19 protein-coding genes are annotated in these 17,691 nt (G+C 71.1%); 6 read left to right on the top strand and 13 right to left on the bottom strand.

Annotation, left to right across the window (positions count from 1 at the left end; translation table 11 throughout):
• Window positions 1-102: 102 nt before the first annotated feature.
• Window positions 103-1,638 carry a CehA/McbA family metallohydrolase gene (locus tag KVT44_RS16230; RefSeq protein ID WP_217567552.1) on the top strand — a complete coding sequence of 512 codons (1,536 nt, stop codon included), beginning with the start codon at window positions 103-105 and terminating at the stop codon, window positions 1,636-1,638.
• Window positions 1,639-1,709: 71 nt separating this feature from the next.
• On the opposite strand, the gene KVT44_RS16225 is transcribed toward KVT44_RS16230, so the two are convergent.
• The gene (locus KVT44_RS16225; protein WP_099922087.1) at window positions 1,710-2,315 is read right to left on the bottom strand and encodes a TetR/AcrR family transcriptional regulator; all 606 of its coding nucleotides are present in this window, start codon (window positions 2,313-2,315) and stop codon (window positions 1,710-1,712) included.
• A gap of 167 nt (window positions 2,316-2,482) precedes the next feature.
• On the opposite strand from KVT44_RS16225, the gene KVT44_RS16220 reads away from it, so the two are divergent.
• Window positions 2,483-3,571 carry an ABC transporter permease gene (locus KVT44_RS16220; protein WP_217567551.1) on the top strand — a complete coding sequence of 363 codons (1,089 nt, stop codon included), beginning with the start codon at window positions 2,483-2,485 and terminating at the stop codon, window positions 3,569-3,571.
• Between the two features lie 226 nt (window positions 3,572-3,797).
• Window positions 3,798-4,154 (top strand): helix-turn-helix domain-containing protein, encoded by a 357-nt coding sequence (locus KVT44_RS16215; RefSeq protein ID WP_217567550.1) that lies wholly within the window; start codon window positions 3,798-3,800, stop codon window positions 4,152-4,154.
• On the opposite strand, the gene KVT44_RS16210 is transcribed toward KVT44_RS16215, so the two are convergent.
• From KVT44_RS16210 to KVT44_RS16190, 5 genes are all read right to left on the bottom strand, one after another.
• A complete protein-coding gene (locus KVT44_RS16210; RefSeq protein WP_217567549.1) occupies window positions 4,134-4,460 on the bottom strand; it encodes a hypothetical protein in 327 nt (108 codons plus the stop codon). The two genes, KVT44_RS16215 and KVT44_RS16210, sit on opposite strands and share 21 nt — an antisense overlap.
• Window positions 4,461-4,542: 82 nt before the next feature.
• On the bottom strand, window positions 4,543-5,286 hold the full coding sequence (locus KVT44_RS16205) for a TetR/AcrR family transcriptional regulator (RefSeq protein ID WP_308314019.1): 744 nt from the start codon (window positions 5,284-5,286) through the stop codon (window positions 4,543-4,545).
• 41 nt (window positions 5,287-5,327) lie between these two features.
• On the bottom strand, window positions 5,328-6,266 hold the full coding sequence (locus tag KVT44_RS16200) for an SDR family NAD(P)-dependent oxidoreductase (RefSeq protein WP_190170732.1): 939 nt from the start codon (window positions 6,264-6,266) through the stop codon (window positions 5,328-5,330).
• A gap of 64 nt (window positions 6,267-6,330) precedes the next feature.
• Window positions 6,331-7,089 carry an SDR family oxidoreductase gene (locus tag KVT44_RS16195; RefSeq protein ID WP_099922082.1) on the bottom strand — a complete coding sequence of 253 codons (759 nt, stop codon included), beginning with the start codon at window positions 7,087-7,089 and terminating at the stop codon, window positions 6,331-6,333.
• Between the two features lie 96 nt (window positions 7,090-7,185).
• Window positions 7,186-8,031 carry an alpha/beta fold hydrolase gene (locus KVT44_RS16190; RefSeq protein WP_217567548.1) on the bottom strand — a complete coding sequence of 282 codons (846 nt, stop codon included), beginning with the start codon at window positions 8,029-8,031 and terminating at the stop codon, window positions 7,186-7,188.
• Between the two features lie 85 nt (window positions 8,032-8,116).
• On the opposite strand from KVT44_RS16190, the gene KVT44_RS16185 reads away from it, so the two are divergent.
• The 3 genes from KVT44_RS16185 (at window position 8,117) to KVT44_RS16175 (ending at window position 9,254) form a co-directional block, all read left to right on the top strand.
• Window positions 8,117-8,737 carry a helix-turn-helix domain-containing protein gene (locus KVT44_RS16185; protein WP_217567547.1) on the top strand — a complete coding sequence of 207 codons (621 nt, stop codon included), beginning with the start codon at window positions 8,117-8,119 and terminating at the stop codon, window positions 8,735-8,737.
• 80 nt (window positions 8,738-8,817) lie between these two features.
• Window positions 8,818-9,012, top strand: a complete 195-nt coding sequence (locus KVT44_RS16180; RefSeq protein ID WP_217567546.1) for a hypothetical protein — start codon at window positions 8,818-8,820, stop codon at window positions 9,010-9,012.
• Complete coding sequence (locus tag KVT44_RS16175) at window positions 9,009-9,254, top strand: hypothetical protein (RefSeq protein WP_217567545.1); 246 nt, start codon at window positions 9,009-9,011, stop codon at window positions 9,252-9,254. Before KVT44_RS16180 ends, KVT44_RS16175 begins: the two co-directional genes overlap by 4 nt.
• A gap of 71 nt (window positions 9,255-9,325) precedes the next feature.
• Here KVT44_RS16175 and KVT44_RS16170 read toward each other — a convergent pair whose 3' ends face one another.
• The 7 genes from KVT44_RS16170 to KVT44_RS16140 all read right to left on the bottom strand — a co-directional run bounded on the left by KVT44_RS16170 (window position 9,326) and on the right by KVT44_RS16140 (window position 17,513).
• Complete coding sequence (locus KVT44_RS16170) at window positions 9,326-9,907, bottom strand: hypothetical protein (protein WP_217567544.1); 582 nt, start codon at window positions 9,905-9,907, stop codon at window positions 9,326-9,328.
• Window positions 9,908-10,054: 147 nt separating this feature from the next.
• Window positions 10,055-11,530, bottom strand: coding sequence for an aldehyde dehydrogenase family protein (locus tag KVT44_RS16165; RefSeq protein WP_308314018.1), 1,476 nt, complete (start codon window positions 11,528-11,530; stop codon window positions 10,055-10,057).
• Window positions 11,527-13,257, bottom strand: coding sequence for an amidohydrolase family protein (locus tag KVT44_RS16160; protein ID WP_217567543.1), 1,731 nt, complete (start codon window positions 13,255-13,257; stop codon window positions 11,527-11,529). Before KVT44_RS16160 ends, KVT44_RS16165 begins: the two co-directional genes overlap by 4 nt.
• A gap of 13 nt (window positions 13,258-13,270) precedes the next feature.
• Window positions 13,271-14,389: an LLM class flavin-dependent oxidoreductase gene (locus tag KVT44_RS16155; RefSeq protein ID WP_097285170.1), complete on the bottom strand. Its 1,119-nt coding sequence runs from the start codon at window positions 14,387-14,389 to the stop codon at window positions 13,271-13,273.
• A 99-nt stretch (window positions 14,390-14,488) separates the two neighbouring features.
• Entirely contained in the window at window positions 14,489-15,265 is a 777-nt protein-coding gene (locus KVT44_RS16150) for an SDR family NAD(P)-dependent oxidoreductase (RefSeq protein ID WP_217567542.1), read from the bottom strand.
• 32 nt (window positions 15,266-15,297) lie between these two features.
• On the bottom strand, window positions 15,298-16,203 hold the full coding sequence (locus KVT44_RS16145; RefSeq protein WP_217567587.1) for a TIGR03619 family F420-dependent LLM class oxidoreductase: 906 nt from the start codon (window positions 16,201-16,203) through the stop codon (window positions 15,298-15,300).
• A gap of 38 nt (window positions 16,204-16,241) precedes the next feature.
• Window positions 16,242-17,513: an amidohydrolase family protein gene (locus tag KVT44_RS16140; RefSeq protein WP_217567541.1), complete on the bottom strand. Its 1,272-nt coding sequence runs from the start codon at window positions 17,511-17,513 to the stop codon at window positions 16,242-16,244.
• Window positions 17,514-17,691: the final 178 nt, after the last annotated feature.

Raw genomic sequence — 17,691 nt, 5'->3', positions numbered from 1 at the left:
CGATTTCCTTCCCTTGCCCCGCAGTTCACAGCCGACTACCAGGGTGGTACGTGCCAACGTGCACCACCCATGTCACTCTCACGACACCCTGGGAGCAGCAGCATGTGCGAGGACGAGCACGGCATCGAAAGCTTCGACGGCATCGGCAGACGCGCGCTGTTCGTGACGGGGGCGGCGGCCGCCCTTACGTTGGGAAGCGTGACCTTCGCGAGCGGCTCCGACGCGGCCGACCGTACCGAGACCCGTACGGTGTCCGGCACCCTGCCCACCGGTTCGCCGGACTTCGTGTACCTCCCGGTGGAGATCCCGCGCGGGGTGCGGGAGATCCACGTCGCGTACACCTACGAGAAGCCGTCCGTCCCGGCCGGCACCGCGGGCAACGCGCTCGACATCGGCCTCTTCGACGAGCGCGGCACGGCACTGGGCGGCGAGGGCTTCCGCGGCTGGTCGGGCGGCGCGCGCACCGAGTTCTTCGTCCGCGCGGACGACGCGACGCCGGGCTACATCCCCGGCCGGATCCACCCCGGCACCTGGCACATCGCGCTCGGCCCCTACACGGTGGCGCCGCAGGGCCTGCCGTACGAGGTCACGATCACGCTGACGTACGGGGAGCAGGCCGCCACCCCGGCCCCGGCGTACCCGCCGTCCCGCGCGAAGGGCCGGGGCCGTGCCTGGTACCGGGGTGACTGCCATCTCCACTCCTGGTACTCGGACGGTCGCCGCACCCCCGCGGAGATCGCCGCGCTGGCGCGCGCCGCGGGCCTGGACTTCATCAACACCTCGGACCACAACACGCACAGCTCGCACCCCCACTGGGCGGACCAAGCCGGCGACGACCTGCTGATCATGCTGGGCGAGGAGGTCACGACCCGCAACGGTCACGTGGTGGCCCTCGGCACGGACCCCGGCACGTTCGTCGACTGGCGCTACCGGGCCCGCGACAACCGTTTCGGCCGTTTCGCCCGCCAGATCCGCCGCGCGGGCGGCCTCGTCGTCCCCGCCCATCCGCACGCCACCTGCGTCGGCTGCGGCTGGAAGTTCGGCTTCGGGGAGGCGGACGCGGTGGAGGTGTGGAACGGCCCGTACACCCCCGACGACGAGGTGACCCTCGCGGACTGGGACAACACGCTGGTGGCGGCCGTCCGTTCGGGCACCGCCGACCGCTCCTGGCTCCCGGCGATGGGCAACAGCGACGCCCACCGCGACCCCGACCCGGTCGGCACCCCGCAGACGGTCGTCCTCGCCGACGACCTGACCCGCGAGGCCATCCAGGAGGGCCTGCGCGCGGGCCGCTCCTACGTGGCGGAGTCGAAGCTGGTGTCCCTGACGTTTTCGGCAACCGGCGCGAAGGGCGAGCACGCGGGCATCGGAGAACGCCTGCGGGTCGCCCCCGACACCCCGGTCACCGTCCGCCTGGAGGCCACCGGCGCCCCCCGCTGCACGGTCCGCTTCGTCACGGACCAGGGCGTCCTCTTCACGAGCGCTCCCTTGCCGGTCTCGGGTTCCGGCACGGTGGAGTGGAACACGACGGCGCAGTACGCGGCCTACGTACGCGCGGAGTTGCGCCACGAGACGGCGGTGGGCCCGGTACCGGGGGCGTTGGCGGCGTTCACCAACCCGATTTTCCTCGGGACATGAGTCGGCTGGTTTGACGTCCTGATGGGGCCGTCGGCCGACCGGTGCCGCTGATCGAGAAGCGGCGGGACCGCTCAGCGCTCACCGGCCGGCTCCGGCCACAACGCCCGCACCGCGTCAGGCACCTCGGCCACAACAGCCGGGTCGAGCAAGGCCAGTTGGAGGATGTAGCCCGGGAGGACGGAGAGCATCGCCGAAGCGATCGCCTCGGCCGTCACACTTGAGGGCAAGTCGCCGTGGTCCTGGTGGTCACGGACCATGATGGCCAGGTCGGCGCGCATGCGGCCCATGAGCTGGTCGAGCTTGTGAGCCACCGAGCGGTTGCGCATGGCCTCTCCCCAGACCAGAACCGCGAGCCCGGCCAGGTTCCCCTCGGCGGACTTGACCCGGATCACGTCGAGAAGTTCCGCCATGAGCGCCCCCATGGATCGGCCCTGCCGGTTCGTGGCGACGGTGAGCGTGATGTCGAGGACCTCGCGCATGTTCTCCTCGGCGATCGCGAGGATCATCTCGTCCTTGCTGGTGAAGTGCCGGTACACCGCTCCCGCGGACAGCCCCGCCTCCGTGAACAGGTCCTGCATGGACGCGGAGTGGAAACCGTCGCGGAGGAAACAGCGGCGCGCCGCGTCCAGGATCTGCTCGCGGCGGGCGTCCATGTACTGCTGGGTGACCTTGGGCATGAGGTCACCCTATCAAGAAAAACGAACATTCGTGTTGACGTTTGCTCGTGCGGCGGGTCAGACTGGGGAATTAATAGAACGATCATTTCTTTTTTTATGAGAGGGGCTGACCCGTGAGGAGCCCGTTGTCAGGAAACCCGGCAGGGCGGGAAGCGACCGTTGCCGTCGTGGTGTTGCCCCTGGTGATCACCCTGGTGGTGCTGTTGTTCGCCTGGCCGGCGGGACGGACCGCGCCGCGCGATGTCCCGGTCGGAATCGTGGGCACCGGAGCGGCCAGCCAGCACGCGGTGGAAGGACTGGTCCATGAGAGGCCCGGCGCGTTCGACTTCCACCTCTATCCCGACCAGCAGGCCGCGCGGTCGGCGATCGAGAACCGGGACGTCTACGGCGCCCTCGCCATCTCGCCCCACGACATCACGGTGCTGACGGCCCCTGCCGCCAGCACCTCCGTGGCCCAGCTTCTGCGTGAGGTCGGACAGCAGCTGGCCGATCGGGCCGCCCGGCAGGGGGCCGCCGGTCCTCAGCCCTCGGCCAAGATCCACGTGAGGGCACTCGACGTGGTGCCCGTCGCCACGGAGGACCCCAGGGGAGTGGTGTTCAGCTCGGCGGTCTTCCCGCTCACGATCTGCGCCATCCTGATCGGAGCGTTTGTCTCGACGGCTCGCGGCCTGCGACGCCCATGGCACCGACTGCTGACGCTTCTCGTCGCATGCGCCGCCGCGGGGCTCGGCGCCTACCTCGTGGCCCAGGGTTTCCTCGGGGCATTGCCCCACGATCACGTGGCCACGTGGGCGGTCCTGTCGCTCGTCCTGATCTCCATCAGCGCCACCGCCGCCGGGCTGATCCGACTCCTCGGGCAGGCGGGCCTCGGGCTCAGCGCCGCGCTCATGGTCTTCGTCGGGAACCCCTTCTCCGGCGCCGGCTCCGCTCCGGAGATGCTTCCCGAGGGAGTGGACCACGTCGGCCAGTGGCTGCCCCCCGGCGCCGGAGCCAGTTTGCTTCGCGACACCGCGTACTTCGACGGCAACGGCGGCTCCGGCCACCTTGCCGTCCTCGCCCTGTGGAGCGTCTGCGGGTTCACAGCGGTCATGTTCGGCCGACGGATCACCGGACGAGCACCCGGCGCGAAGACCGGTGCGATGGCCTCCGGAGCGCCGCTCTCGTCGTTGCCGACTTCCGGCGCCGCTTCGCCGGACCGGCGTCACACGCACGCACACGCACACGCTCACGCACGTCGCAACGACGATGACGGCTGATGCCGAACGCCTCGGGCGCCATGCTCCGGGCCGGGACGGTGATCGCGGCCGTCCACATGAGCTGACCTCACGAAGGGGGCGGCCCCTTCCACGCGGGCCGCACCGCCACCTGGGAGGCGCGGCCCGGACGACACACGGGCCGACTCCCGCCATAGCCACCAGTACGACCTACAGCCCGAGGCGTTGAACCGCGATGCCTCGCGCCGTACCGGAACGGACACACACCATGACCACCTCACAACGCCCGCAGCCGGCCGGGCCCCCTCCGGCCGCCACTCGGGCCTTCGCCCTGCTGGGCAGACGCTGGAACGGCCTGATCCTCGCGGCCCTGGCCACGGGCCCGGCCCACTTCGCGCAGGTTCGCGAGCGCGTCCCCGGCATCAGCGACCGCATGCTCGCCCAGCGCCTCCAGGAACTGACCGCGGTCGGCCTCGTCGCCCGAAACGCCCAGCCCGGCCCGTCCTCGCGAACCCATTACGCACTCTCTCCGCACGGCAACGCCTTCCTCATCCCACTGGCCGCCTTGCTCGTGTGGGCGGAGGACCACCTTCCAGCGAGCGGCTCACTGGCCGAGGGCCAGTAGCGTCACCATGAGGACCGTCAGGACGCCCAGGCCGATTCCGCCCGCCTTCGCGCCGCCCCGGGGGAGGAAGATCCCGGCGACCGTCAGCAGCGTGGTGAGCGGTACGCCGAGCCGGGCGACCACGATGAGCGCGTTCTCGAAGTGGGGCGTGCGGACGCCGTCCTGGCAGGTGTCGCAGGCGATGGCGAGGAGCGGGCCGAAGGTGGCGACCAGGCCACCGGTGACGAGTACCAGCATCGCGAGGGCGGTCAGGCCGGCCCAGTCGAGGGGAGTGCGCCGGGACTCGGTGGTGTGGGTGTTCGCCATGCGGCCGACGTTACGGAGGGTGTCGACCGGTCGGCATCCGATGTCGTACTCAGGTCACCGTGAGGCCATGACCTGAGTACGGCTACTCCGGCGTCGTGTTGGACAGCCGGTCCAGCCACTCGCCCAGGAGGGCGGACTCGCCCGGGGAGAAGTCCGGCCTCGGGGTCCGGCGGAGGAGGGCGGCGAGGTGGGTGGCGGTGGCGGGGAGTACTTCTTCCGCTCCCGCTTCTTCCGCTCGCGCTTCCTCGTCGTCGGCGGACGTGGTCTCCGGCCCCATCGCCTCCGGGGTGAAGACCACCGCGTGCACCGCGTCCCGTATCCGGCGGGAGAGCGTCTCGTCCGTGAAGGTCGTCGGGCGGGAGACCAGCATCAGGGAGACGCCGACGTTGGCGGACATGATCATCTGGGCGGCGAGTTCGGGGGCCAGGCGCAGCTTGCCCTGTTCGGCCGCGCGCCGGAGGTCCGCGGTGAGGATGCGGTGGGACTCCAGAGCGGCGGCCGGTGGCGTACGCATCGCCGGGGAGTTCATGAGGCGGTAGAGGTTGGGGTTGCGCAGGGCGAAGTCGGTGTGGGTGTCCCAGCCGTCGCGCAGGTCCTGGATGGGGTCCGTGCCGGGCCTGCGGCTGCGCTTGGTCGTCAGGTACTTCTCGTATCCGTGGTCGACCACCGCCGACAGCAGGCCCTCCTTGTCCCCGAAGTGACGGTAGAGGGCCGGGGCGCCGACCCCCGCCGCCTCGCAGACCGCCCGGGTGGAGACGTCCCCGTCGGGGGAGTTCGCCACCAGCTCGGCCGCCACTTCGAGGATGCGCGCTTTCGTACTGCTCACGGACGTGCTCACGGTAGCGACGTTATCCGAGTCGCCCGAGGTCACGCCGTCCCCTTCCGCGCTACGGGGGACAACAGGTCCGCCAGGCCGATCCGGGTCAGGAACTCGGCGCGGACACGGTCCGCGACCAGGCTGACCTCCTGCGAACCGTCGTCCGCCGGGTCGACGTGCACCCGGAAGGGACGCTTCCCGTACGGGGTGTCCACCACGTCGACGATCGCGTCGGCGACGAGCGACACGTCCGCGTCGGGCGGCGTGAGGGCCGCCAGGCGTCCCGCGACCTGGTCCATCAGGCCCGCGTAGTGCTCCTCGTAGGCGGGAAGCACGGTCTGTTCGGAGGGGTGGCCGCCGCTCGCGAAGTGGTTCGTGCCCGAGGTGAACGCGCCCGGCACCACGATCGTCGTCTCGATGCCGAAGCGGGCCAGTTCGGCGGCGTACGACACGGCGAGCGCGTCCATCGCGGCCTTGGCGGCGAAGTACGGCGCCAGGTACGGCGGGGTGCCGCCGCGCGTGGAGGTGGAGCCGACCCACAGCAGCAGACCGTGGCCCTGGGCCCGCAGGTGCGGCAGCGCGGCCCGGTTGACCCGCTGGGTGCCCAGCACGTTCGTGTCGTACACCGCGGCCAGTTCGGCGGGTGTGAAGGCCTCCGTCGGGCCGGTCACCATGTGTCCGGCGTTGTGGACGAGCACGTCCAGCCCCCCGGCCCCCGCCAGCACCGTGGCGATCGCCGCGTCCGCCGACTCCTGGGAGAGGACGTCGAGTTCGACCGTACGGAGGTCCACCGCGTGCTCGGCGGCGTACGCCTCGGCCTCCGCGACCCGGGCCGCGTTGCGCCCGCCGGTGTCCCGCATCGCGGCGTACACCGTGTGCCCGGCGCGGGCGAGGGCGCGGGCGGACAGCGCGCCGAAGCCGGATCCGGCCCCCGTGATGACGATCGTCTTGCGCGCGGCGTCCACGGCCGAATTCACGACTGATTCCATGACTGACTCCACGACTGATTCCGTGCCCGAATCCATGACTGAACTCCTCTTGAATGGTGGCGAGTTACGCGATGCCGCCGTTGGCCCGCAGCACCTGGCCGTTGACCCAGCGGCCTGCGGGACCGGCGAGGAAGGACACCACCTCGGCGATGTCCCGGGGGGTGCCGAGGCGCTCCAGCGGCGGCTGGGCCGCCATCCGCGCGATGGTCTCCTCGTCCTTGCCGTCCAGGAAGAGGGCGGTGGCGGTCGGGCCGGGGGCCACGGCGTTGACGGTGACGTCCCGGCCGCGCAGCTCGCGCGCGACGATCAGGGTCATGGCCTCGACGGCACCCTTGGTGGCGGCGTACGCGCTGTACCCGGGGATCGCGAGCGCCAGCACGGAGCTGGAGAAGTTGATGAGCGCGCCGCCCGCGCGCAGCCGTCGTGCCGCCTGCTGGTCGACGACGAACGTGCCGCGGATGTTGGTGCGGTGCATGCGGTCCAGCGCGTCGAGGTCGAGGTCGACCAGGGGAGCGAGCGCCATGACACCGGCCGCGTGGACGACGACGTCCACCCCGCCGTACGTGGATTCGGTGGCGTCGAAGAGGGCGGCCACCTCGGTCTCGTCGGCGACGTCGGCGCGGACGGCGATCGCCTCTCCGCCCGCCTCGGTGATCGCGGCGACGGTCTTGTCGGCCTCGGCCTCGTTGCCGGCGTAGTTCACGACGACGGCGTGACCGTCGGCCGCGAGGCGCTCGGCGGTCTCCCGGCCGATTCCGCGGGATCCGCCGGTGACGACGGCCACTCGGCGGGACGTTCCCGGCGTGCTGGAGTGCTCGGTCATGACGTTGCTCCTCGATGGGGCGGGGGTAGCGTTGTTCACCACCCGATGAGAGCAACGCTAACACCATCGCGGTAGCAGCGCTACCGCCAACCGCGCTCAACCCAGGAACGCCGCTACGGTCGCCACGAAGCGCCCGGCGTCGTCGAGCCAGGGGTAGTGACCGGCGCCCGCCTGCACGACGAGCCGCGCGTCGGGGAACAGCCCCGCGAACTCGGCCGTCGCCCCGGGTGGGCTGTTCAGGTCGAACTCCCCGGTGAGCAGCAGGGCGGGGGTTCGGCAGGCGGCGAGCGCCGCGCGGGTGGCGGGCGGGTCGAAGGCGCCCTCGGCCCCGAAGAAGGCCACGGCCTCCTCGTTGGCCGGCCGGGCGGCCGCATGGTGCCGCCGCGCCGCGGCGTCCCAACGGCCCCAGAAGAAGGGGGCGATGGCCTCCCAGTCGCTGCCCGTCCCCGCACCGATCGCCTCCAGCGCGGCGAACGCCGCCGGGAACCACGGCTCACCCTCCCTGAGCCGCGCGAGTGCGCGCCGCTCCTCCCCCGTGACCTCGATGCCGACGGCTCGGGTGCCGGGGCCGATCAGGGCGAGCCTGCCGACGCGCTCCGGATACCGGGCCGCGTACTGCGTCACGACGTTCGCTCCGGCGGAGTGGCCGAGCAGGTCGAGCCGGGCCGGCCCGAGGTGCGCGCGCAGCGCCTCGACGTCGTCGACCAGGCGGTCGCAGCGATAGCCGGCGGTGTCGTGCGGGAGCGCGGACCGGCCGGTGCCGCGCAGGTCCAGGACGGCCAGCCGACGATGCAGGGAGAGGCCTCCGAGGTCGCCCAGGTAGCGGGAGTCCGTGGGGCCGCCGGGGACGCAGAGGACCGGATCGCCGCCGCCGTCTCCGCTCCCGCCTCCCATCAGGCGGTAGGCGAGGTGGGTTCCGTCAGGTGCGGTGAAGGTGGGCATGACGCGGATCCTGACACTCATAACCGGGTTATACAACCGGGTTATGACTCCGTGGGGACACTCGACCTGGGTATATAACCGAGCTATGGCAGTCGAAGAGGACACGCGTCGAACCCCCGAGCCCCCGACCGGGCCCCTGACCGAGGCGCAGGCCGAGCGGATGTTCGCCGACATGAACGACGTCATCCGCGCGGGCGAGGAGATGCGCAGGCTGCGCGCCGAGATGATCAGGCTCTTCGCCGACCTCGGCTGGACCCAGGACAGGATCGCCCGCCTCACCGGCATGAGTCAGCCCGCCGTGTCCAAGCAGGTCACCAAGCACAAGGGGGACGACCCGTCGCCCCCGCCGCGCCTCTCGCTCGACCAGCACGACACCCCCTGGCTGGAGGGACGCCTCTGGGGCCTCGCCGAGGAGATCTCCGAGACCCTCCACGACGCCGCCCACTGCACGCGTTACGTCAACGCCGTTGCCCGGGGCCGGAAACACTTCACACCCCAGAACGTCGACGACCTCCGACGCCTGGTCGAGGAGGACCTGCGGCTGCACCGGGCCGCCCTGCCCGACGGCCACCGGCACGCCTACGACGAGATCAGCCGCGCCCTCGACATCTCCGCTCCCGCGGCCCCCACCCCCACCGAATCCCCCTCCGCACGCCGCACCCTGGCCCGCCAGATCCAGCGCGCCCGCCTCAGGGACGAGGCCTGAGCCGACGCTCGCTCACCCGCCGCACCGGGGTCGGTGTTCCTACAGCCGCCATACTCAACACCATCAACCTGCCCGCGAATATGGACGCATTCGTGAAGGCCAAGGGGAACGTCTCCTCGCACACCGCCCGGATCCTGCGGCGGCAGAACTTCGCCGAGGGATGGGAGAAGTCCGCGCGGATGCGGGCCGAGGCCGGAATCGTGACCACAGCCTCGGAACCCGCTGAGAGCGAGGACTCCACCCTGGAGCGCTGGGCGCGGGTCGCGGGCAGGTGAAGCGCGGCCACGCCCACGAGCTGTCGTTCGCCGGAAGTCCCCCGCACACCCTGGTGATCCGGAAGTCCCACGCACACCCTGGTGATGTCGACGTCCCGGTCGACGCCCCCTCCTCGGGCACCGTCGTGCTCGGCGAGTTCCGCACCCTCTCAGCCCCTCGCTTCACCGAAGAGCTGGGCCCCGTCGACGAACGGGTCATGGAGGCCGTCGAGATCGGCCTCCGGGCCGTGTTCGACCTGTAGACCCGGGCCGGCCAGGCCCGTCAGTCCTGCCGCGTTCCGGCGTTCACCGGCCCCGGCGAGGAGGACTCCGGTCAAGGCCCCTTCGTCGCCCGAGCCCGGTCGCGGGTCCACGCACCCGCACCTACCAGCAGGGCGGCCCCAGCTCCGTACACGGGCAGCCACAGGGTCGTCGTGGCTGCCAGGCAGTCGGCAACGGCCTTGTCGCTCTGGGCCACTTGCGCGTACGCCAAGGCGGCGCCGTCGCTGTCAGCCAGGTTCGCCAGCGCGGCCCTCGACCGGATGGCCTCGTACCTGCCCGTCCCCTCACACCCGCTCCGCGTGCCCGACATCGGAAACAGCCAAGCCCAGCGCTGCATCATGGGGGCCAGTGCGATCGCCACGCACAGGCCGACGACCAGCGAATACGCGACCAGGCCGCGCATGTAGGCCGATCGGATGCCGGGCGTCCACGCCGGCCGCCGCTGGAAGGCGAAGATCACGGCAAGAAGCGTCACCCCGATGTACGTGGAGAACCACTGCCAGGAACCCTGCGCGAGTGCGAACGTCAGCACGGCGGCGAGTCCGATGCCGATGACCCCGGCCTGGCCGGCCGAGTCGTATCCGGCTCCGGTGGATGCGGGCCTTCGGGTTGCTTGAGGGCTGGGGTCGTTCACGGGCCTCTCCTGCGGGGTGGGAGCCATCAGCATCCGCCGCGTGGCGCCGCGGGCCCCGGCGCCATGCCGGACGGTCTCGACACCCCCGCTCGGATGCCCCACCCTGCCGGTCCGGACAGGCCCAGGGCCTGTCCGGCCGATCAAGCCCTAGTTGCCCGACGGCCACACGATCGCCTGCACCTCGCTGTACGCATGCAGTGCGTACGACCCCACGTCCCGCCCCACCCCGCTCTTCTTGAAGCCGCCGAACGGTGCCTCCATGTTGCGGCCGACGGTGTTGACGCCCACCCCGCCCGCACGCAGCGCGCGGGCGACGCGGAAGGCGCGGGCGACGTCGCCCGACCAGACGTAGTCGATCAACCCGTAGTCGCTGTCGTTGGCGAGGGCGATGCCTTCCTCCTCGTCGTCGAAGGGGACGACCACGACGACGGGCCCGAAGATCTCCTCGCGGACCACCCGCATGTCGGGGGTGCAGTCCGCGAGAAGGGTCGGGGCGACGTAGAAGCCACGGTCGCACGGGGGGCGCGTGCCGCCCGTGACGATCCGCGCACCCTCCTTGCGGCCGAGTTCGACGTAGGCCTCGACCCGGTCCCGGTGGGCCGCCGAGATGACCGGCCCGACGACCGTCCCGGGCTCCCGCGGACCCCCGACCGTCAACCGTCCCGCATACGCGGCCAGTTGCTCGACCAGGCGGTCGTGGACACCCCGCTGTGCGATCACCCTCGTCGGCGCCGTGCAGATCTGGCCGCTGTAGAAGGAGAACGTCGTGCCGATGCCGAGCACCGCCGACTCGACGTCCGCGTCGTCGAAGACGACCGCCGCGCCCTTCCCGCCCAGCTCCATCAGCTGGCGTTTCATCCCGCGCCCGCACACCTCGGCGATGCGCTGCCCCACCGCCGTCGAGCCGGTGAAGCTGACCATGTCCACGTCCTCGCAGTCCACGGCCGCCTCGCCGACCTCCGGACGCGAACCGCTCACCACGTTCACGACACCCGGGGGTAGGCCCGCCGCCTCCAGAGCCTCCGCCATCCGGTACACGGAGAGCGGGTCCTGCGGGGCGGGCTTCACGAGCACCGTGTTGCCCATGGCGAGGGCGGGGGCGATCTTGCCTGCCGGATTGGCCCAGGGGTTGTTGTAGGAAGTGACGCAGGTGACGACGCCGACCGGCTGGCGGACGGCGAGGGCGCCCATGACCGCCGCCTTCCCGAACGGCCCGGCCTCGTTGATCTGCGGCGGCAGCGGCTGCTCGACGGGCTCCACGCGCGCGTAGCGCCGGAAACGGGCCGCGCCCACCCCCACCTGCATCCCGCGCGCGGTCCCGGTCGTCGCACCGCTCTCGGCCTGGGCGAGATCGGCGTAGGAGAGGAAGTTGCGCCGGATGATGTCCGCCGCCCGGCCGAGGAGCGCCGCGCGCTCCTCGGGGGGCGTCCGCGACCACGGTCCGAAGGCCTCCCGGGCCGCGGCGGCGGCCGCGTGCACCTGCTTCCGCGAGGCCTCCGGCGCCATCCCGACGACACCCTCCGTCGCCGGGTCGATCACCTCGTAGTGCCCGTCGTCGGGCTCCACCCACGAGCCGCCGATGAACAGCCGCTGCTCGTCGCCCGCCCCCCGCACGTCGGTCACCTCGTACTCACCGTCTCCGTGTCCCGGCCGGAGCGCAGCACCTTCCCCGGTACGGCGCCCGTCACCACGTCCCCCCGGATCGACTCGACCCCGTTGACCCAGACCGCCGTGATGCCGATCGCCTTGGAGTCCAGTCGCGGGCTTTCTCCCGGCAGGTCGTGCACCAGGGTGGCCTTGCCGGCGTCGATGCGCTCCGGGTCGAACAGCACGAGGTCCGCATGGAAGCCCTCCGCGATCCGCCCGCGTTCCCTCAGTCCGAAGAGGCGCGCCGGGTCGTCCGTGAGCATCTTCACGGCGGCCTCCAGCGTGGTCAGCTTCCGCCCGCGCAGACAGTCCCCGAGGAAGCGGGTCGTGTACGGGGCCCCGCACATGCGGTCGAGATGGGCGCCCGCGTCCGAGCCGCCGAGCATGACGTCCGGGTGCTGCCAGGTCTCCGCGCGCAGCGTCCAGGAGTCGGTGTCGTTGTCGGTGGGCATGGGCCACAGCACCGTCCGCAGGTCGTCGTGCGCGCAGATCTCGACCAGGCACTCGAAGGGCTCCTGGTGGCGCCGGGCCGCGATGTCCTTCACGACCTGCCCGGTGAGGCCGTCGTTCGCCGGGCTGTAGGTGTCCCCGATGACGTACCGCCCGAAGTTGGCGAGGCGGCGGAAGACACCCGCCTCCTTGCTGTTCGCCCGGGCCAGCATCTCGGCGCGCACGGAGGGGTCTCTGAGCCGTGCGATGCGCTCCGGGACGGGCAGGGCGAGGATCGGGCCCCACCCGGGGATCAGGTTCAGCGCGCAGAACGTGCCCAGGGACATGTTCATGGGGGTGAGGATCGGCATGGTGAGGGCCACCACCCGGCCGCCCGCCTTCCGCGCCCGTTCACTCGCGACCAGTTGCCTCGGTACGCGCTCGGGGACGGCGGCGTCGATGGTCAGCACGTTCCAGTTGAGCGGGCGGCCCGCCGCCGCGCTCATCTCGACGAAGAGGTCGATCTCGTCGTCGCTGAACTGGTCGAGGCAGCCGGCGACGATCGCCTCGATCTGGGTGCCCTCGTGCTCGCCGACGGCCCTGCTCAGAGCCAGCAACTCGGCGGGCTTCGCGTGCCGGGAGGCGACCGGTTTCCCGTCGCCGTCGGAGTGGGTGGAGGACTGGGTGGTGGACAGGCCCCAGGCACCGGCGTCCATCGCCTCGTGGAAGAGGGCGAGCATCCGCTCCAGCTGCTCCCCGGTCGGCTGCCCGCCCACCGCGTCCGCGCCCATCACGTACCGCCGCAACGCGCAGTGCCCCACCATGAAGCCCGCGTTGACGGCGATCCGCCCCTCCAGGGCGTCGAGGTAGTCGCCGAAGCTGTGCCAGTTCCAGGGCGCCCCCTCCTCCAGGGCGACCAGCGACATCCCCTCGACCTTGGACATCATGCGGCGGGTGTAGTCGGCGTCCTCGGGCCGTGCCGGGTTCAGCGGGGCGAGGGTGAAGCCGCAGTTGCCGCCCGCGACCGTCGTCACCCCGTGGTTCAGGGACGGGGTGGCGTAGGGGTCCCAGAAGAGCTGGGCGTCGTAGTGGGTGTGCGGGTCGACGAATCCGGGGGCGAGGACGAGACCGGAGGCGTCCTCGCCGGTGCGGGACGCCTCCGTGACCGTGCCGATCGCGGCGATACGGCCGTCGCGGATGCCGACGTCCGCGGTGTAGCCGAGCGCGCCCGTGCCGTCCACGACGGTCGCGCCCTTGATGACGTGGTCGAGCATGGCCGCACCCTCCTCAGACCGCTTGGCGGAAACGGGTCGTCCGGTGCACCGGATCCGTGTCGATCTTCGGGATCACGTGCTCCCCGATCAGCCGGATCGTCTGCAGGGTCTCCTCCTTCGGGACCCCGACCGGCAGCCCGAAGGAGAGCTGGTCGGCGCCCGCCTGCTCCCAGCGCTTGCACTGGGTGAGCACCTCGTCCGGGTCGCCGCAGATCAACAGCTCCTCCTCGATGAGGAGTTCGACGAACTCGGCGTTGTACTCGGGGAGCGTCTCGGGCCAGACGGGGAAGCCCTCGGGGCGCGGGAAGGTGTCGTGGTAGCGGAAGACGAGGGAGGGGAGGTAGTGCAGTCCGCCGCCGACCGCGATCCGTATCGCCTCGTCGTGGGTCGGCGCGCAGATGGCGGTGGTCGTCACCATCACGTTGTCGTTGACGAAGGCCCCGACGGGCTCGGCGTCCACGATGGCGGTCTTGTACTGCTGGAGCACCCACTCCATGTCGGAGACCTTCTGCACGCTGAAGCCGAGCACGCCCAGGCCCTTGCGTGCGGCCATGGCGTACGAGGGCGGCGACCCGGCGGCGTACCACATGGCGGGGTGCGCCTTCCCGTACGGCTTGGGGAGCACCTTGCGGGGCGGGAGCTGCCAGTGCTTGCCCTGGAACCCGACGTACTCGTCCTGGAGCCACATCTTCGGGAACTCGGCGATGGTCTCTTCCCAGATCTCCTTGGTGTAGTTCATGTCGGTGATGCCGGGGAGGAAGCCGAGGATCTCGTGGCTGCCCGCGCCGCGCCCGCTGCCGAACTCGAAGCGGTTCTCGCTGAGGTGGTCGAGCATGGCGACCTTCTCGGCGACCTTCACCGGGTGGTTGACCTGGGCGAGCGGGTTGAAGATGCCCGAGCCGAGGTGGATGCGGTCCGTGGCGTGGGCGAGATAGCCGAGGTAGACGTCGTTCGCCGAGAGGTGCGAGTACTCCTCCAGGAAGTGGTGCTCGGACGCCCAGGCGTACTTGAAGCCGGACTTGTCCGCCTGGATGACGTACTCGGTCTCCTCCATCAGCGCCTTGTGCTCCGCGAGCGGGTCGGTCTCGGCGCGCTTGCCCACGTATCCCTGTACAAAGAGCCCGAATTCCAAGGAGGTTCACCGTCCCCAGTATGTTTCTGACTATCCGTCAGATTGACTTGCCGCCGACTGTTGCACCACGGGCCTGCACCGTCAATAGCTGACTGGCCGTCAGATCACGCTGACCCCCGCCAGCCACCCCCCGTCGATCACGAACGGCTGCCCGGTGATGTACGAGGAGTCCTCGGAGGTCAGGAACAGGGCGAGCCGGGCGACCTCCTCGGGCCTGCCCACCCGCCCGAGCGGCACGAGCTTGCTGTACAGCTCGTCCAGGGCCCTGGTCATCTCCTCGGGATCGGCCGTCGGGTCGAGTTGGGCCGGGTTCGACATGGGGGTGTCGACGGCGCCCGGACAGATGGCGTTGACCCGTATCCGCTGGTGCGCCAGCTCCAGCGCGGCGACCCGGGTGAGGCCGAGGATGGCGTGCTTGGTAGCCGTGTACGTGCCCACGGCCGCCATCCCGGTCATCGCGGTGTACGAGGCGGTGTTGACGATCGTGCCCCCGCCTGCCGCGGCGATCTCCCCCGCGACGGTCTTGATACCGAGGAAGCAGCCGACCTGGTTGACCTGCACGACCTGGAGGAACTCGTCCAACGGGGTGTCGACGAGGGCGTTGAAGCGCAGGATGCCCGCGTTGTTGACCAGCCCGTCGATCCGCCCGTACGCGCCCTTCACGGCGGCGACGGCGTCCCCCCAGTCGTCCTCCCGGCCCACGTCGAGGTGGACGTAGAGCGCGTCCAGCTCCTTGGCCACATCCTCGCCCCGGTCGTCGAGCACGTCCGCGACGACGACCCTGGCACCCTCCGCGGCGAACAGCCGCGCCTCCTGCTCGCCCTGCCCGCGCGCCGCCCCGGTGACGATGACGACACGTCCGTCCAGCTTTCCCATGCCCTGACTCCCTGCTCGAGGTGAGGCGCGATCTAGTTGAGGTGGGGCGCGACGTCGGCGCCGAACGCCGTGATCTGGTCGACGAGCTCACTCAGCCCCCGCGCCCGGAACCGCACCTGGATCTGGTGCACCCCCATCGCCCGGTACGCCCGCAGCGACTCGGCGACCGCCTCCGGGGCCCCGGTCACCGTGCGCCGCCCGACGTGCCAGTTCGGCGTGCCGACGTACAAGGGCTCGGTGATGGCCCCGACGACGAGAGGCGCGGAGATCCCCGCCCCCTCCCTGATCCGGTACAGGCGGGCGATCTGCTCCGGCAGCCGCTCGCGCGGATCCCCCTGCGGCAGCCAGCCGTCACCCCGCAGCGCGGCCCGGCGCACGGCGGCGGGCGAGGAGCCGCCGACCCAGATGGGCACGTGCTCCTGCGCGGGCCTGGGCCGCTGCCCGAGCCCTTCGAAGTCGTACAGCTTCCCGTGGTGCACGGGGAACTCGTCGGCCCCCAGGGCGGCGCGCAGCGCGTCGATGGACTCGTCGAGCACCGCCCCCCGCCGCGCGAAGTCGGCGCCCACCGCCTCGAACTCCTCCTCCACATGCCCGGCGCCGACCCCGAGGATCAGCCGCCCGCCGGAGAGGTGGTCGAGGGTCGCGTACTGCTTGGCCGTGACCAGCGGATGCCGCAGCCCGACGACCGCGACATGACTGAGCAGCCGTACGCGCTCGGTCACGCCCGCGAGGTAGGAGAGGGTGGCGACGGGGTCGTACCAGATCGTGCTCATGGCGTCCGCGAGACGGCGCGGGACGGCCACGTGGTCGCAGCTCGCCACATAGGCGAAGCCGGCGCGGTCGGCGGCGCGGGCGACCGCGACGAGCTCGCCGGGACCGGCGTCCGCCTCCCAGGGTTCGGCGTAGAGGGTGCTCTGGGACTGGATCGGGAGCTGCATCCCGTAGAGCAGGGGCGAGGGGTCCGACGGGGACTGGTTCAACGGGGGCCTCCCGGTCCGGGCCACAGCCCGTCCTTCGTCAGCCCCAGCAGGTCGATGGCGTTGCCCCGGACGATCCGTTCCACCACGTCCGCGTCCAGGTGCCCCATCTGGGCCTCGCCGACCTCGCGGGACTTGGGCCAGGTGGAGTCGGAGTGGGGGTAGTCGGTCTCGTAGAGGACGTTCGGGACCCCGATGGCGTCGAGGTTCCTCAGGCCGAACGCGTCGTCGAAGAAGCAGCCGTAGACGTGGTCGGCGAAGAGTTCGGACGGCGGGCGGTGGACCTTGTCGGCGACGCCGCCCCAGCCGCGGTTCTCCTCCCAGACCACGTCGGCGCGCTCCAGGATGTAGGGGATCCAGCCGATCTGACCCTCCGCGTACATGACCTTGAGGTTCGGGAAGCGTTCGAACTTGCCGCTCATCAGCCAGTCGACCATCGAGAAGCAGCAGTTGGCGAAGGTGATGGTGGAGCCGACGGCGGGCGGCGCGTCGGCCGAGGTCGACGGCATCTTGCTGCTGGAGCCGATGTGCATGGCGATGACCGTGCCGGTCTCGTCGCAGGCGGCGAGGAAGGGGTCCCAGTCGTCGGTGTGGACGGAGGGCAGTCCGAGGTGGGGCGGGATCTCGGAGAAGGCGACCGCGCGGACGCCACGGGCGGCGTTGCGGCGCACTTCCGCGGCGGCGAGTTCCGGGTCCCAGAGAGGTACGAGGGTGAGCGGGACGAGCCGGCCGTGGGCCGCCGGGCCGCACCACTCCTCCACCATCCAGTCGTTGTAGGCCCTCACTCCGAGCAGGCCCAGCTCACGGTCCTTGGCCTCGGTGAAGGTCTGGCCGCAGAAGCGCGGGAAGGTGGGGAAACAGAGCGCGGACTGGACGTGGTTGACGTCCATGTCGGCGAGACGCTGGGGGACGTCGTACGAGCCGGGGCGCATCTGCTCGTACGTGATGATCTCCAGCCGTATCTCGTCCCTGTCGTAGCCGACGGCGGTGTCGAGGCGGGTGAGGGGCCGGTGCAGGTCCTCGTAGACCCACCAGTCCCCGATGGGTCCGTCGTCGCCGGGCCCGCCCATCACCGGGGCGAACCTGCCGCCGAGGAAGGTCATCTCCTTCAGCGGCGCGCGGACGATGCGGGGTCCGGTGTCCTGGTACTTCGCGGGGAGGCGGTCGCGCCAGACGTCGGGCGGCTCCACGGTGTGGTCGTCCACGGAGATGATCTTCGGGAACGGGGTCGTGGACGCCTGGGCGGCCTCAGTGGTCCTCGTGGTCTCCATACGGCTCACGGTAGCGCCGATCTGACGACCCGTCAGCTACCTGGTACGGCTCTGCAGACTGCTGCACGCCTCCGGAATGGGCGGCTCTGTGCGGAGATGTGCGCAGTGGTTGTGAGAGCCCTGTGATTCCCCGTGCCTGTACGGTGTGCGGGCCTGTGATCGCTGTCTCGCACGGCTG

Origin of the sequence: Streptomyces sp. GbtcB7, assembly GCF_019091445.1 — a bacterium.
In the GTDB taxonomy this organism is placed as follows: domain Bacteria; phylum Actinomycetota; class Actinomycetes; order Streptomycetales; family Streptomycetaceae; genus Streptomyces; species Streptomyces mirabilis.
Note: the sequence above shows the minus strand (reverse complement) of the source record. Positions and strands in the feature narration are given on the sequence as shown.

What these genes read in the sequence shown, in the direction of transcription:
- KVT44_RS16200 (WP_190170732.1), bottom strand. Translation starts at nt 6,266, where the DNA reads ATGGAATCAGTCGTGAATTCGGCCGTGGACGCCGCGCGCAAGACGATC.
- KVT44_RS16215 (WP_217567550.1), top strand. Translation starts at nt 3,798, where the DNA reads ATGACCACCTCACAACGCCCGCAGCCGGCCGGGCCCCCTCCGGCCGCC.
- KVT44_RS16225 (WP_099922087.1), bottom strand. Translation starts at nt 2,315, where the DNA reads ATGCCCAAGGTCACCCAGCAGTACATGGACGCCCGCCGCGAGCAGATC.
- KVT44_RS16190 (WP_217567548.1), bottom strand. Translation starts at nt 8,031, where the DNA reads ATGCCCACCTTCACCGCACCTGACGGAACCCACCTCGCCTACCGCCTG.
- KVT44_RS16210 (WP_217567549.1), bottom strand. Translation starts at nt 4,460, where the DNA reads ATGGCGAACACCCACACCACCGAGTCCCGGCGCACTCCCCTCGACTGG.
- KVT44_RS16180 (WP_217567546.1), top strand. Translation starts at nt 8,818, where the DNA reads ATGGACGCATTCGTGAAGGCCAAGGGGAACGTCTCCTCGCACACCGCC.
- KVT44_RS16160 (WP_217567543.1), bottom strand. Translation starts at nt 13,257, where the DNA reads ATGCTCGACCACGTCATCAAGGGCGCGACCGTCGTGGACGGCACGGGC.
- KVT44_RS16150 (WP_217567542.1), bottom strand. Translation starts at nt 15,265, where the DNA reads ATGGGAAAGCTGGACGGACGTGTCGTCATCGTCACCGGGGCGGCGCGC.
- KVT44_RS16230 (WP_217567552.1), top strand. Translation starts at nt 103, where the DNA reads ATGTGCGAGGACGAGCACGGCATCGAAAGCTTCGACGGCATCGGCAGA.
- KVT44_RS16145 (WP_217567587.1), bottom strand. Translation starts at nt 16,203, where the DNA reads ATGCAGCTCCCGATCCAGTCCCAGAGCACCCTCTACGCCGAACCCTGG.
- KVT44_RS16140 (WP_217567541.1), bottom strand. Translation starts at nt 17,513, where the DNA reads ATGGAGACCACGAGGACCACTGAGGCCGCCCAGGCGTCCACGACCCCG.
- KVT44_RS16185 (WP_217567547.1), top strand. Translation starts at nt 8,117, where the DNA reads ATGGCAGTCGAAGAGGACACGCGTCGAACCCCCGAGCCCCCGACCGGG.
- KVT44_RS16195 (WP_099922082.1), bottom strand. Translation starts at nt 7,089, where the DNA reads ATGACCGAGCACTCCAGCACGCCGGGAACGTCCCGCCGAGTGGCCGTC.